Source organism: Corynebacterium liangguodongii (assembly GCF_003070865.1).
GTDB lineage: Bacteria > Actinomycetota > Actinomycetes > Mycobacteriales > Mycobacteriaceae > Corynebacterium > Corynebacterium liangguodongii.
On record NZ_CP026948.1, the window covers coordinates 2123917 to 2138332 of the forward strand.

Genomic DNA, 14416 nt, shown 5'->3' on the forward strand with positions numbered 1-14416 from the left:
CGGTTTACCATGCTTGCTCCGTCCGGGGAGTGTAGGCCACCTCGACTTTGAAGTCCGGGCCGGGATTCTTCGGAGAAATCGTCAACGGTGTTGACTTGCCACGCTCAACACCCCGGGGCGGAAGAGGCTTCGACCACCACACCATGGGGAACAACGGTTGGAGGTCTTCCCCGCTTGTCGACATGATCGTCGGCCACGTCTCATCCGTATCAATGAGATACCCGTAGATGGGGTCTTTCCCGGCCAAGAAGTCGCTGTATTTGCGCAGTGTGCGGGGGTCTGGCAGCAGGCGTGTGTCATCGCCGATACCGATCTCCACACCGTTGTGCGCGCCCGTGATGGACCAGCGCAGCCATGCCTCCTGGTCGCCGAGGTTGCGCAGGCTTGCGGTGAACCCGGTCGCTGGAGTGAACTCGCGGATCTCATCAAACCGTGTCCAGAAGGAACGGTCGGTCGTGAATGTGACGACCTCCCCAATCTCCCCTACGGATCCTGGGACGTCGGACTCGGCCATGTAGTCGACTTCGGCGATGGTTTCAGGCCGCACGTCGACCCACCAGTAGCCGGACTCTTTCGAGATGACGTAGAGGCGGGCCGGGGTTTTCCCGCGGCCTAATGATTCGCGCCACAGCGTGTGTTGGCGGCGCGCCCACGCAGATGACCGCGGGTCAGCAACCCACAGTTTCAACGTGATACTGGCCCGCTGGTCAGTCGTCCCCCGGTACAAACCTCCGTCGATTCCAACGAACTCCTGGTAGTCGTGCTTGAACCCCGCACCTTGCAACCCCGTGGGGATAGTCGCCAGTCGCACTGGTGAGTCTGGTGCGCCAAATGCCCACCTGGTGGCGTGGTCAGCACCGACGAGGTAGAAGCGCAGGAAGTCCTGCCGCGCCCACTGGCCACCAACACCACCAACCGTTCGAATCAGGCTCATCGCAGCATCACACTCCTCATTGCATTGCCTAGCTGCTGGGCGGCGTTGTCGAGCTGGCCTTGGAGGTACTGTTTGGGGTCGTTGATTTGCACGGGGCCGTTGAAGACCGCGCCGACAGCGTTTTGCACGGCGTCTTGTGCGCCGCGCTGCCCGCGGTAGGCTAAGGCTTCCATGTTCAACCCGAGCGCGGAAAGGGAAGTTGATTGACCGCCGGAGATGTTGATCTTCCCCTGGAGAAGGCCCGGAAGCCCTGCGCCGATGAGGTTGAGCATGGACAGCACATCCACTCCGAGGCGTTTGCCTGTTTCGGCCCAGATTTCCAATGATTGTTCACGCTTGTTGGAGGACAGGGGGATGTAGGCTTCTGGCCCGGCTTCTGCCCAGAGCACGGCGGATCCTTCGTTGATGGAGGCTTGGCGGGCGTTGCCGAGGAATCCGCCGTTGGCCATGGCCGTGATGGAGGGCATGTTGTTGTAGCGTTCGAGTAGCTGTTGCGCTTCGCCCATCTTCTCCGCGTAGCGGCCTGGGAACGCGGAGCGCTGCACCCGTTGTGCGTGCGCGCCGGGGTCGCCCTGGTTGTAGTCGGCGTCATCGAGGACGTCGTAGAACATTCCAGCAGAGCGTGCTGGGTCCATGCGGTCGGCGGTTGTACCCCATGCCCCGTTGTTGCGCTGCTGGAACAGGCCAACACTGTCGTGGTCGTAGCCGACAGCGTCATGCGGTAACTGCATCGACTCCGGGTCCTGCGGGTTCGCGTACATCTTCAGCCCGGACTCCACCAGTGCGGTTGCCAGTGCGATTTGAACACCACGGTCACTGATACCCCGGCGACGTCCCTCCTTGATGATCTCGTCGGCGTATCGGTTTCCGCTTGTCCCCCCAATCTTGTCTAGCCCGCCGGTTGGTGTGAGGACGTCTCCGCGGATGCGGGCGAGTTCCTCCTGCTGGTCCCGCATCTTCTGCTCGAGCTGCTCGATCTCCGCCTTGAGCGTGTTGACCTTATCCTCGGCCTTGGCGACGCGCTGATCTGCGGCGGCTTTCTGTGAGTCCGTTGCTTTCTCGCTGCCGTATGTTTCGTCGCGCTTCATCGTGGCGATGCGCAGGTCTTCCTCTGCCAGTGGTAGGTCTGCGCGTTTCGCGTCGAGTTTCTCTGTGTCTGATGCGATGCTCTTGGTAAGTTTGTCGACGCCTTTACCCTGTGTTTTTTCGAGTTTTGCGGCGTCTTTGTCGGCGAGTTCGGAGTACAGGCCGATTGCTTGGCCCCAGGAGACGACGTCGTCGTCCATGGGGGTGCCAGTGCGTGCGGAGTGGAGGGCGGCGACGAGTTCGAGGACGCTGCCGTCTTTGAGGAGGGGGCCTGCACCTCCGTTGAGTTCACGCTTCGGTTCTGTGCTCGCTGGGGTTGTGTCATCGAAGTCGCCTGCGGCTTTTGTTGCGCGCTTCGCCAGGGCTCCGACGGCCCCGTCGAGCTTGTCGAAGTACTCCAGTCCAACGCCTGGGTCGAGTGGTTGTGCTCCGGAGAGGTGGTAGAAGTCGGTGAAGCCGCGGCCCTCGAGCGGGCCTGCTTTTTTGCCGATGGTGAACCCCCCGCCGGTGTTTCCGCCGGATTCGATGTAGGTTCCGTCGTCCAGCTGCATGGCGGTGTGTCCACCGCCGGGGCCTCCGTTGAGGAAGGCGACGCGGATGTCGCCGGACTGCCCCTTGCCTGGTTGGAATCCCTTGTTGCGCAGCCAGTCTCCCTCCCCGGCTGTTGCTGTGCGGGAGTCCCACTCGTCCAGGCCCAAAGCTGCGTTCACGCCGAGGGACACGGCACCGGAGCAGTCGACGCCGGCGCGTGACCAACCGCCGAAAATGTAGGGCGTGCCGTCCATGTAGCGCAGTTTCTCCGCGACCGCGGGGCCGGGCAGGATCGCACCGTTGGCAAGGGCTACGGCTTGCCCCTCGTTGGTGACGAGGTTGTAGCCGAAGCGCTGCGCGACGGTGTTGAGGATGCGGGTGGAGCGGTCACGCTTGGATTCCGCCAACGGGATGTAAGCCTCCCCGCCGGTCTCCGATTCTCCATGCACCCTGTAGGTGCCGGGTGGGGTGATGGTGGCTACATGCGCGGGTTCCTTCCGCGGCCCCGCGTAAGCCTGTTCGAGGGCGCGTGTGGTGCCGCCGTCGGCGAACGCCACAGCCCGCTGCGCACCGTCATACACTCCACCATCGCGATCCTCCCGGGAGCGGGTGAAGATGTCCGTGATTCGGCGCACGATGTTTACCGTGTGATCCGAGAACGTGTTGACCCGCTCCGGTGCAAGCGTGCTCTTCACGTGGTTCGCGGTTTCATTCGCGTTGTCAGAGATGATGACCTGACCATTCGGCAAGGTCGTGGTCTTAATCCCCAGTTCGTTGAGCCGTGCCATGTTTTCCGGCGTCGTGTCAGTGATTGCCACATGCCCCGGGGGGAGTGACTGTGTTTTCACCCCCAGGTCCTGCAAAGCCAGGAGGTTCTGCGCTGTTGTGTCAGTGATTGCAACATGCCCGCCCGGCAGCGTGGTGGTCTGAATCCCCAGCTGTGTGAGCGCGCCGCGCACCTTGGGGGTGTCATCAGCGATGCGCACCGACCCGGCAGGCAGGTTCCTTGTCTGGACACCCAATTCTGCCAGTGCTGTGCGTACGAACCCGATGTTGTCGTTGACCTTCAGCTCCCCGTTCAGGGGGTCACGGACGACGGCACCGAGTTCCATTTGCTTGTTCATGACTTCGGAGAGGTTGTCTGTCATGACGAGCTGGCCGTTGATGTCCTTGGCCAGGCCGAGGTCGATGAGGCGTTGCTTAACCTCGGGGGTGTTGTCGGAGAGGTTGACACGCCCGTCAGGCATTGTGGTGGCCTTGGCCCCGATTTGGTCGAGCATGGCCATGATGTTCATGCCGTCGGGGAAGGTGAGTTTCACCTCGCCGTTTGCGCCTTCTTCGACTTCGGCACCCAATTGGCGGAATTGTTCGCGCACTTCCGGGGCCATGGAGGTGACGATGATGGACTTGTCATCAGGAACGCTCTTGATGGAGTCGCCGAGCTGGTAGAACGCTTCACGGGTTTGGTTGGCGACGTTGGCCATGTTGTTGATCTGGTCGGCCTTAAGCGCGTCCTGCATTTTCGCCACATCATCAGCGGCACCGGTCACCCCGTCGCGCAGCCCGCGGGCAGATTCGGTCGCGTCGTCGACTGCCGAGGCCCAGTAGTTCAGGTCACCGTCCGACCCCATGATGCTGGCGAGTTCCTGCTGCGCGTCTTTGTTGCCGTTGACTGCACTGGTGAGCAGGTCGAGCGACACACCAGCTTCCGCGTACCTGTCCTTGGATTCCTGCCACTTCGCGGACCCCTCAATCACCGAGCGGGTTGCCTCATCTGTCGCTGTGCGGACACGGCGCATCGCCGCTTCGTTTCCGTTCATCGCGGACACGACATCCTCGGAGGACACGCCCAGTTGGCGGGCTGTGTCCAACCAGCCCTCCTCCTCCGCCTTTTTGCGCTGCAGCTCGTTGGTTTGTGCTGTGATCGCGCCGGTGGTTTGGTCCAACGAGTCCTTGAGCAGTCCCTGTTGCTGTTGGTGCTGCTCTTCCGCCTGCTTGGCTTCCATGTGCTTGTTGGCGAGGTGGGATACGACACCCGCGGCGGCGGTGAATGCCAGCCCCCACGGGCCGCCAAGGAACCCCATAAGTCCACCGGCGGCGGTTTTGATGCCGTTGAACCCGACCTCCAGGGCTCCGCGGGTTCCGCCAGCGAACGCCACGGCTGCGGTCTGCATTCCTGTGAGTCGACCGCGCCACTCCGCATCCATCGCCCTAGAGGTCGCCAGAGCAGAAGCGTGAGCGCTACCTACCGTGGCAGCGTAGGAGCGTTCAGCCGCGGCAGTGGCCGCCAAGTCAGCACGCCGCTGCCGAAGCAGGGAGGACGCTTCAGCCGATGAAGTCCGGACCGTTCCCAAGGCCGACATGAACTGGGTGCGCACAGTGTTCGCATACCCGTTGATCGCCCCGATGCCTGATGTCATGCGCGTGTTCAGGTCAAGCATCTTCGTCGCGGCGGCAGCCAACATGGCCGTGAACACGGGGCCGGGGATAGCACGCATCGCCCCACCCACCCCTTCGATGGCCGGGCCGAGAAGATCAAGCCCGCCCGCGAGGTGTGTCAACCCTGCTTCAAGCGCGGGGGAGAACTGGTCGTAGAGAGTCAGGGCGAGTTCCTCGGCATTGTTTTGCACGGCTGCAATCGCGCCGGGTAGACCCTGGGTTTTCGCCGCGGCTACATCGGCCGCTGCCCCTGCACGATCAACGGCGGCGCGCATCTGGTCAAACCCAGACGACCCATCCGTAGCAGCGATACCCGCGAGCCGCATCGCATCACTACCGAAGAGGGTTGCTGTCGCGGCCTGGTACTGCTCATCGGTCATGCGGCCAGCAGCATCACCTAACTGGGCCATCAGGGAGTGCATGCCCACGAACTTGCCGTTCGCGTCGTAGATCGTCAGGCCGAGTTCTTCAATGGCCTGCTGTGCTGGCTTGCCTTGGTCAGTGACAGCAAGCAGAGCGGTTTTGAGAAGGGTACCGGCATCGGAACCGGTGATACCGGCGTTGGCGAACATACCCAGGGCGGCGGCGGTGTCCTCAATCGACAGCCCGAACTGGTGGGCAACGGCACCTGACTGCTGCAACCCGGCGGCGATGTCCGTCATTTCCGCCGTTGACGCGTTCGCGGCGTTCGCCAGCACGTCCGCGGCTTTCGCGGCGTAGTCGGCTTCCAGACCGAACGAATTGAGCGCCTGCGCCTGGATTGTTGCCGCTGTGCCCGCATCAATCTGCGCCGCCGCCGCCAACTGCAGGGTGCCTTTTGCGGCGGCCATGGCTTGGTCGACCTCGAACCCGCCCTTCGCGAGCTCGGACATGGCCAGCGCTGCGTCGGAGGCCGACGTGTTCGCTAACGAGGTGTCCTTACCGAGTTCGCGGGCGCGCTGCGACACCGCCGCCAGCTGTCCCTCGGTCGCACCAGAGACGGCGCGCACCGTGTTGAGCTGGTTCGTGAACTCGTTGCCGAGCTTCAACGCTTCCTGGAACGCTCCAGCCACACCAGCACCAGCAGCCGCCAACCCCACCAGTGGAGCGACGTTGCCTAAACCGACAAGAACTTCACCAAGGCCACGGCCAGCACTCGCAGCCTTGTCCAACTCTTGGGCTGGTTGCTCCCCCACGCGCAGACGCGCCCCAGACTGCGACGCCTTCTCCAAATCGGAGCCCAACTGCTGGGCAGACTTCGACGCGGATTTAAGCTTGTCTTCCCCTTCCGGGGAAACACGCAGCTTCGTTGAGGAAACCTTGTCGGCTTCCTTCTTCACGTCGTTAAGGTCGCGTTTGACCTTACCAAGTTCAGACGAAACACCGGACGCGTCGACGCGAACCTTGGCGGAGAGCGTACCGAGATCGAGGGACATTTAGACCTCCGGGCCGTAGTGTGATGCCACAGCTGTGCGCAGCCGGGACGGTTGGGTAATCAAGTCGTTGATGCGGAGGTTGAGCCACCGCCAAGTGCGTTCGCGCAGAATGCCCGATTCCACGTCGACACCGAACTTTTCGTGCAGATCGCACTCAATGAGCGCCCACTGGTCGAGGAGCCACGACCATTCCACCTTGACGAGCGGTTTGTCCTCCGGCCCGTCAGCGTTCGCTGCGCTCGGCGCAGCGTACCAGTCACGCAACCCCGTGCCGGGGTCGTAAGGGCCACCACCAGGGTCGCGTGGGCCGTAAGCACCAGGGCGAGGATCGTAGGGTCCGTAGGGTCCGTCTAGGAGGTGCGCTTCTTCGGCATCATCGCCGGGGACGGCTTCTTCTCCACCGCCTGCGCTGTCTGCTCCATCCACCCCATGGTCGCCTCCGGAACCAGGGGCTGTGTCTCTTTTCCCAGGCGGTTCTCCCACCAAAACTCCCCGAACGCTTCACCCACAGCGAAGTGCGCGATCGCCGTGTTCGCCACGTGGTAGACCTCCTCGAGAGGGATCCCGTCGGCGACGAGCTCGTCCCACAAGCCACCGGTCATGGTGTCAGTGGCTGGGTCGTAGGTGGCTCCCAGAACGATGGAGATCATGTCGATGTTGGCTTTTCCGGTGACGGTCATGTCCGCGGATTCCGGGGCGAGCACGTACGCCTTGAGCCGTAGCCCGTCCTGTGCGTTGGGGGCATGAACGGTGTACACCTTCCCGCCGATGGGGAGGTGCAGGTCGGGGTCGTGGAATTGGCGGAGGTCTTTCACCAGATGGCTCCCAAAATTGACTAGGGCGGGCAATGACACCGTGAGGATGCCACTGCCCGCCCGTTGTCTACCTAGGTTCGCTAGGCCCCGGTTCCCTCCGGGATGGTGGAGCCACCGGCTTCACTCACCGGGACGGACGCGCCAGTCGGCGTTTCGACCGGCTTGATCCGCGTCGGCTTGCCACGGGACATCATCGTGAAGCTGAACTGGTCAAGGTCCTCGTTGCCGCCGTCGGTGTCGGTCCATTCGACGGAGAAGTTGGACTCGTAGCCCTCGTCAACACCATCGGTGCGCCAGGCTCGAGCCTTGATAACGTTGCGTAGGCCCATGTTGCGGCCCACTTCGCGGAGGATAGCTTGGCCCTCGTCCTGGGTGAACTTGTCGCCAGCGAGCTGCCCCTTGCGGAAGCCCTCACCCTCGAAGGTGAGTTGGAGGGCGGTGGCGATGTTGGACTTGTAGCCCTCGGAGTCGATGTCGGAGTCGTCCTTCATCGTCAGCTCGGTCTTGGGTGCGAACTTTGCGAGGCCGCGGACGAACACCCAGGTGGAATTGTCTTCGGGGTCCTGGACTTGGAGTGCCCAGTCGCGGGCGAGTGTGGAGTTAAGGTCGTTGGAGGAAGGTGCCTTGGCAACTGCCATTGTTTACGCTCCTTGAGGATTGAGGGTGAATGTGTAGGAGTCGGCCCGCGTCCAGCGGCCCTGCGTGTCCTTTTCCTCCGGTCCTCGGAGGTGACGTGCGCAATGTAGGACGGTGGTTGAGTTGTCCAGGTCGAAGTGTGTCTGCTCGTGCAATGCGATGTAGATGCGGTCCAGGATTTGTGCGGGGCTGTGCGGGTGTTGGTTTCCTCGCGCCCTGAACTGCACTTTGAGCGCTGGTGTACTGGTTGACCTGCCGAGTGTGGTGATGTGGTCGTACTGGTTGATAGCGATGGAGTACCCGGCTTCGTCGGGGATGGTTCCGAAGTAGATAGCCGGGGGTGTAAACGTGGTGTACTTCCCGTCGCCCCGGTACTGGCCAATCTTCAACCCCGCGAGGTGCTGGGCGAGGTCGGGGAGGAAATCGGGGAAGATCGGCGGCGGTGGGGTCATCGTGCCACCTCCGCAATCTGGGGGGCGAGCATGGCGAAGCGCACACCGTCGCTGCCGAACAGGTCGGTGACGCACTGCTGGTACACGGTGGAGCCGACCTCGAGGCGAGCATGGGAGAGCTGCACCGCGAGGTCACGGAAGTCACCGTAGAACGGGCCAAGACCCAGCGCGTCCCGCTTCGACTCAAACCGGTCATCCATCATCGCGGTGAACACGGCCCGCAGCATCGTGGTCGCGTCGTCACCAACGATGCCGTGGCTGGCTAAAACATCGAACACGGTTGTCACTTCAAGGCCTTTCTAAGTTCGGTGGCGATGGCTTCACGCATCGCCGGGGCGGCTGCGGTCATGGCGTTCTCGAGGAACTTCGCTTCCCCACCGCCGGGGTGTTGCCACCCGATTTCTTCATGTTGGCGGGCGGCGTAGGGAGTGTTGTAAGACACGGCGCTGGTGCCCTCACCGTCGGTGGTGACCTTCATGCTGGCGCGAAGTGTGCCGGTTTCCACTGGGGTGCGTTGCACCGCTTCATCACCTAAGTGTTCGGCGGCGGCTTCAGCAGCGTTGTTCACCGCCTGCTCCAGGCCGCGGACGATGTCGTCGCCTTTCCAATCAAGGTCAGCCATACGGGCCTGCCGTCTCTACTCCTGGCGACGTGGGAACATCGCACACGAATTTCAGATGGTTAGGCAGGTTCACACCAGCCCCGTGGTGCACGCTCCTAGCGATGATTTGCCACGGACCAGGCTCAAAAGGGTCGGTCAGGGTGAGCGTGTCCCCGCGTTCTGCCATGACCCGCAAGGGAGCGTAGACGATGGTGTCGGTAACGATTTGCTGCCCCTGCGGGGATTCCACTCGCTGCACTTGTTGCCGCACATGGCACTTCACCGGCACGTCATCACCAGCGCTCGGCCCGTACGGTGACTCCCCGGCACCGACATGGAAAACCACATCATGGGTGAACCACTCGGTGGCGAGATCATCTTCTACAGAACCCATGGCTGGCCCCCTGTCAGATCAGCAGCGTCGAGGATCGCCAGAGCTGTGGGGGCGAGCTCTATGGCGGCGAGTGCTCTAGCTTCGGCCACGCTCGCTGTCTCGTAGGACAGTGAAGCATCACCTATGGACGACGAGGAGACGGGGCCACGTTCTGGGGTTTTGCCCGGCTCTACACCGTTTTGTACCCACACGAGGACTTGTTCGCAGGTGGCGTCGCGCAACGCTTCCTCCACCTCCAGGTCGGATGGTAAACCTGCCGGGGTGGTGTCGAAGTGGGCGCGACGTACTGCGTCACGTACCCAGGACGACGCCAACCCGAGCAGGCGGTCAATGTTCGTCGGGGCTTCCATGTCGGCGTACTTTTCGAAGTCGTCTTCCGAAGCGAACAACAGCACGATGTTTTCTCCTTGGATTGGCGAAAGGCCGGGGACCGTATTGTCACGGCCCCGGCCTAGTTGCCGTCAACTACCTGTTAGGCAGCGACGGGTTCGGACGGTGCGGTCGGTGCGACGATCTTCACCTCGGCGGTGGCGATACCCTCCGGGCGAGTCACCGCGGCACCGTAGACGTTCAGGCCACGCACGATGTCACCGAAGTGGGCCGGGTCGCGCAGAGCCTCGGTCTCTACGAGCTGGGAGGCGAACGCGAACGCGTCAGGAACGCCCGCGATAGCGACCTCACGGCCAGCAACAAGCGGGGTGTTGTTGGACACGAGAACCTCGAAGCCAACAGCGCGACCGACGATGCCGTTGCGCAGGCCCTCACCATCACCGGACGCATCCACGCGGGAGAAACGCGGATCCATCAACAGTGCGGAGTAGGTGTCAGGGCCGACCACAACGTAGCGGCCCATCGTCGGCACGGACTGGCGGTTGAGCTTGTTCGACAGCTGAACCAGCACCTTGTACGCCGAGTACTCGGCACCAGCCTTAGACGGGTCGTCGTCGATGACCTCGACGGTGCCGATCTTGTTCGCAGACAGCGCACCGTCCTTGAGCAGACCAGCGATGTACTTGTCGGCGTTGTCGCGCAGCTCAACACCAGCGGAACGGGTCGCGGGGCCCTGGAAATCACCAGCGGCCTGCACCTTGTCGACGTCGTGGACGCGGAACGCGAAGTACTTGCCCTGGTCGATGGTGAGGGTGGTCTTGGTGGTGTTGAGTTCTTCAACCTCCACCGGGGTGCCCTTGGTGTAGTCACGCACCGTGGGGGCGGAGAGGTGGTTGATGTGGACGGTATCGCCGATGCCGGTGATTTCACCCATCCATGCGGACGATGCGATGGACGGTTGGCCGAAGATGAGGCTCTTTTCGTACGGCTCCTTGATGGCCGCGTTCCAGACCTCGGGGATGAAGGTTTCTACAGACACTGTGTGTGCTCCTTATCGTTTGAGAAGGTGGTCGAGTCGCCCGTCTCGCACGGCCTGGTTGATGTCCTCGGCGGACATTGTTTTCAGGTCGTCTCGGGTGAGGGGCTGGTCGCCGTTTTTGGTGTTCGATGTGTCGATGCCGGATTGGCCGCGTGTCGCCTGGACGAGTTCGGGGTTGGCGTCGAGTGCTTTGTTGACTGCTTCGGACACCTGGTCTGCGAAGTTGTCTGCGTTAACGTCTATCTGGCGGTAGGCGTTGTCCTGCGCGAGAACCGCTTTGAGCAGGTTTTTGTTGACGCGTCGGTCGCCTACTGCTTGGTCGATGGCGTCGTTGCGGCGGTAGGTGTTGATCTGGTCGGTGAGTTCCTTAACCTGCTGTTCGTACTCGCTGTTTTTGCTGTTCGCGGCTTCGAGGAGTGCCTGCGGGTCGTCTGGGTCGTTGGCGAGTCCGAGTGCCTGGGCGATGTTTTGGACGAGTTCGTCGCGGGCGGCTTGTGCTTGTTCTTGTTCGCGCTTTGCTGCTTCCTCCGCGGCGGTCTTAGCCTTGTTGCGGTGCTTGGCGTTTTCCTCGCGGAGGTCGCGCACCATGTTTTGCGCCCAGTCGGGCAGCGCGTCAACACTGTTGGGCTGGTCGGCGGGTTGCTGCTTGGGTGGCATATTCGCCGGGGTGCGGGTTGCTGCCTGTTGTGCTGCTGCCGCTGCTGAATTTGATGCTGCTGCGGCCTGTTCCGCTGATGCGGCTGCTGCGGTCTGGTTAGTCGCCTGGACGTTCTCGGACACTCGATGCTCCTAGATCGGGGAAGTTGTTCCCGCTCACCGTGCACAAAACGTCGCGTTGTCCAGTAGGGTTACCGGCATGAGAAAAGCACTTGTAGCGACCGCCGCCACGCTCGCTATCACCCTCACCGCATGCGGAATGTCAGATGAAGAGCGCCAGGCTAAGGAAGCCGACCGCTACATGTCCGTGTTCACGAAGTTGTGGGACATGGACATCACGCTCGACAAGGACGCGGCGCTGCAGATTTGCGACATGAAACACGACGGCCTTGACACCAATGAAATGGTAGAGAAAGTTCACCCCGTCGACGAGGACGGTTACCGCCAGGCCGCGACGATCATCCAGAGAGAAATGTGCCTCGGCTAGAAGTCTGCGATGATTCCGCCGGGTTTGGTGAGTTGTTCGCGTTTGCGGTAGCGGGGTAGGTCGTGCTGTGCGATGTGTTCGCGTAGTTTCTGCTGGTAGGTGCGGGTGCGTTGGCGTGCGTCCATGCGTGCTTGCTCCGACAGTGCGGCTTCTTCCATGCGTTTCGACGCCCTGATTTCACGCTCGAGGCGGCGCTGCTTCTGCGTGGCCTTGTACCCCTCGTGGTTGGGGTTGGGCTGCGGTGGTGTGGTGTTGGTGATGCCGGGCACGTAGGCGGAATGCCTGTGGCGGCAATTAGGGTGATGCAGACCGTGCGCTTCCGCTTCGCGGAGTGTCGCTTCCACACGCACGATACTATCGCCGATGCGGTGCGTTCCCCGCGGGTACTTCCCCGTCAGCGACAGCACCTTCCGCTCATAGGGGGCGCATACTGGTGCTGGCCGCGGGTGGGAGGAAACGACAACGAGGTCAACACCACGGTCGAGCATGGTGTCCGTGTGGCCTTGCAGCAATGCCCGTGTGGTGGCAGTACGCACCACCATGTGGGCGTAGGTGTCTAACCCCCACTTGCGGCCAGAATCATCAACGAAGAACCCCATGCCATCGCGGGCCATGCGGGTAAACGCCCGCTGCGTGGCCTGCTGCACCGTCATGGCTCCCGTGGTGGTGAACCCTGCGGCATCTGCCGCGATCCGACGCCAGGCGTCCTCGGTCCGGCGCAGAATGTTCGCATGCACCCTGTGCATCTGCGTCACTCCTTCGGAAGCCAGGGCAGTCACCGCAGCATCGTTCACAACCGTGGACCCGGGGGCTGCTTGGAACAAACCCGCCTGCTCGAGCTGCCCTATTTCCCGCTCCGCCTGCAACACACCAGACGTGTACGCTTCATCCACCACACTGGCCCACAGAACAGGCGACCTGCGCTGCAAGACGGTCATCAACCCCTGGATCCGGTGACGTTCCTGCCTGATCGCGAGGAGTTGTGTCACAGCCCAGTTCGGTTCCTCCCCCACCCGTAGAAGAGCATCACGGATGATGCGGATCAGGTAGAGCTCCGCCTTTTCATAGGTAGACACGATGCTCCCGCCGATGGTGTCGAGCACATCCGGGTTGTACACAGTTGCCTAGCCTACAGGTCGACTGGTTGGTCCGGTGCTGTGCCAAACGGGTCTGTGACCACTCCTTGTTCCTGCATGATGCGCTCAACCTCGTCGGCCTGGCGCTGATCGTCCCATTCGGGGCGCAGCATTGCGACTTTCTCACCCGTGGAGATGGCGCGTGCCGCGTCCAACGCTTGAATGGTCTGCGCCTTGTCCGCGAGCGTTTCCTGCACGGGGCGCTCCATATGAACGCTGATAGGTTCGATGATGGTCGCCTGCCCGTGCATGAACCTGTCGCGTTGCACGAGCACGTTCACCGCTTCTTGCAAACCCGTGAGCCAGTACGCTGACTTTGCCGACCACGTGCGCAACGATGCATCGTAGCGGGCTTCTATCTCCCTTGCGGTTGGTGTCCCTGCCCCCATCGACGCGGTGTCCATCCCGAACGATGCCGGGGAGTAATTGGCGCGTTGGATGATCTTCTCGGCCCACGCAGACGCCGCGGTGAGCATGTCATCCACGCGCAGGTCCGGGGCGTAGACCTCGATGCCCTGGCTGGAGTCTGGGCGTCCACGCACGGGGGAGAACACTTCCCTATCGTCGTTGAACGCTGTGCCCGCCCCGAAGCCGCGGGTCTCGAGCATCCAGTCCGGGACGATGATTTTCTTCCGCGACAAGCGGAGTTCTGCTCTGATCTCTGTCCACACTTCATCGAGCGCGTCGAAGAGGGGGAAGAGGTCGGGGGTGAGGTCTGGGCGGCCGATGTTGCGGAGTTGCCCGTCACGTCGGAGGCCGACAACGGGGCGTGCATTCGGGATGTACCCGGCGGTAAGCGCGTTGAGGCCTGTTTCTTGCGCGCTGTCAGCGTCGACCAGGCTGATGAGCGGGATCGTTGCAGGGTGGTCACCAAGCGAGACGACGCGGCCGACGTTGTTGGCGTGGCCTGCCATAAGCCTGTAAGTGATGCGCCCGTGTTCGTGTTCTGTGAACAGGCGGTAGACATGCTTGTCCATCGGGATCGCGGGGAGTTGCTCGCAGAACATGACAGACTCGAGCCTTCCGTAGCGGAAGGTGGGGAATACCATGTCAGCGTCAACCCAGTCGATCCAGGGGTGGTCGCTCATAGTGGTGTCCCACATGATGCGCCAGCCCACACCGCCGAGTGCTGCGCAGGATTCACCGGCGACCAGCAGTTCGGAGGGGAACGTGTTTGGGTTCACCAGCGTGTCGAGGGAGGTCTTGATGTCCTGGTTGGGGTGGGTGAATGTGGGGGCGCGGTCGAACAGGAGAGTTGCTGACGTGGCTGCGATGTCCGCGGCTAGGGGGAGGTGGACGCGGCGGCGCTGCTGTGTATCAGGTGTTCCCCAGAACCAGCGGGATACGCCGCCGACGACTCCTCCTGTGAACTGGGAGGGGCGGTATTGGGTGTGGTAGGTGGATGCGAGTTGGGCAGTGTTGCCCTCCCACCACAGTGCTGCTTCGGCGACCATGGTGCGCACG

15 protein-coding genes are annotated in these 14416 nt (G+C 62.4%); 1 reads left to right on the forward strand and 14 read right to left on the reverse strand.

Features of this window, described 5'->3' with window-relative positions; translation table 11 throughout:
- Positions 1-4 precede the first annotated feature (4 nt).
- The 12 genes from C3E79_RS10055 to C3E79_RS10110 all read right to left on the reverse strand — a co-directional run bounded on the left by C3E79_RS10055 (position 5) and on the right by C3E79_RS10110 (position 11452).
- Positions 5-934: a hypothetical protein gene (locus C3E79_RS10055; protein ID WP_108404780.1), complete on the reverse strand. Its 930-nt coding sequence runs from the start codon at positions 932-934 to the stop codon at positions 5-7.
- Complete coding sequence (locus tag C3E79_RS10060; RefSeq protein WP_108404781.1) at positions 931-6405, reverse strand: phage tail tape measure protein; 5475 nt, start codon at positions 6403-6405, stop codon at positions 931-933. Before C3E79_RS10060 ends, C3E79_RS10055 begins: the two co-directional genes overlap by 4 nt.
- Positions 6406-6669 carry a hypothetical protein gene (locus C3E79_RS10065; RefSeq protein WP_199219509.1) on the reverse strand — a complete coding sequence of 88 codons (264 nt, stop codon included), beginning with the start codon at positions 6667-6669 and terminating at the stop codon, positions 6406-6408. It lies immediately after the preceding gene.
- 86 nt (positions 6670-6755) lie between these two features.
- Positions 6756-7220 (reverse strand): DUF7426 family protein, encoded by a 465-nt coding sequence (locus C3E79_RS10070; protein WP_108404782.1) that lies wholly within the window; start codon positions 7218-7220, stop codon positions 6756-6758.
- Between the two features lie 80 nt (positions 7221-7300).
- A complete protein-coding gene (locus C3E79_RS10075; RefSeq protein ID WP_108404783.1) occupies positions 7301-7858 on the reverse strand; it encodes a phage tail tube protein in 558 nt (185 codons plus the stop codon).
- A 3-nt stretch (positions 7859-7861) separates the two neighbouring features.
- A complete protein-coding gene (locus tag C3E79_RS10080; RefSeq protein ID WP_108404784.1) occupies positions 7862-8308 on the reverse strand; it encodes a phage tail terminator protein in 447 nt (148 codons plus the stop codon).
- Positions 8305-8595, reverse strand: coding sequence for a hypothetical protein (locus C3E79_RS10085; RefSeq protein ID WP_108404785.1), 291 nt, complete (start codon positions 8593-8595; stop codon positions 8305-8307). Before C3E79_RS10085 ends, C3E79_RS10080 begins: the two co-directional genes overlap by 4 nt.
- A complete protein-coding gene (locus tag C3E79_RS10090; RefSeq protein WP_108404786.1) occupies positions 8592-8930 on the reverse strand; it encodes an HK97 gp10 family phage protein in 339 nt (112 codons plus the stop codon). Before C3E79_RS10090 ends, C3E79_RS10085 begins: the two co-directional genes overlap by 4 nt.
- The gene (locus C3E79_RS10095) at positions 8923-9303 is read right to left on the reverse strand and encodes a hypothetical protein (protein WP_108404787.1); all 381 of its coding nucleotides are present in this window, start codon (positions 9301-9303) and stop codon (positions 8923-8925) included. Before C3E79_RS10095 ends, C3E79_RS10090 begins: the two co-directional genes overlap by 8 nt.
- Entirely contained in the window at positions 9291-9698 is a 408-nt protein-coding gene (locus C3E79_RS10100) for a head-tail connector protein (RefSeq protein WP_108404788.1), read from the reverse strand. The genes C3E79_RS10095 and C3E79_RS10100 overlap by 13 nt, the downstream gene beginning before the upstream one ends.
- 77 nt (positions 9699-9775) lie before the next feature.
- Positions 9776-10672 (reverse strand): major capsid protein, encoded by an 897-nt coding sequence (locus tag C3E79_RS10105; protein ID WP_108404789.1) that lies wholly within the window; start codon positions 10670-10672, stop codon positions 9776-9778.
- Between the two features lie 12 nt (positions 10673-10684).
- Positions 10685-11452, reverse strand: a complete 768-nt coding sequence (locus C3E79_RS10110) for a hypothetical protein (RefSeq protein ID WP_146183403.1) — start codon at positions 11450-11452, stop codon at positions 10685-10687.
- 76 nt (positions 11453-11528) lie between these two features.
- On the opposite strand from C3E79_RS10110, the gene C3E79_RS10115 reads away from it, so the two are divergent.
- Positions 11529-11816, forward strand: a complete 288-nt coding sequence (locus tag C3E79_RS10115; protein ID WP_108404791.1) for a hypothetical protein — start codon at positions 11529-11531, stop codon at positions 11814-11816.
- Here the strand turns inward: C3E79_RS10115 and C3E79_RS10120 are convergent.
- Together C3E79_RS10120 and C3E79_RS10125 are read right to left on the reverse strand one after the other, a co-directional pair.
- Complete coding sequence (locus C3E79_RS10120; RefSeq protein WP_108404792.1) at positions 11813-12934, reverse strand: phage minor capsid protein; 1122 nt, start codon at positions 12932-12934, stop codon at positions 11813-11815. The genes C3E79_RS10115 and C3E79_RS10120 overlap by 4 nt on opposite strands.
- Before the next feature lie 11 nt (positions 12935-12945).
- Positions 12946-14406, reverse strand: a complete 1461-nt coding sequence (locus tag C3E79_RS10125; protein WP_235840685.1) for a phage portal protein — start codon at positions 14404-14406, stop codon at positions 12946-12948.
- Positions 14407-14416: the final 10 nt, after the last annotated feature.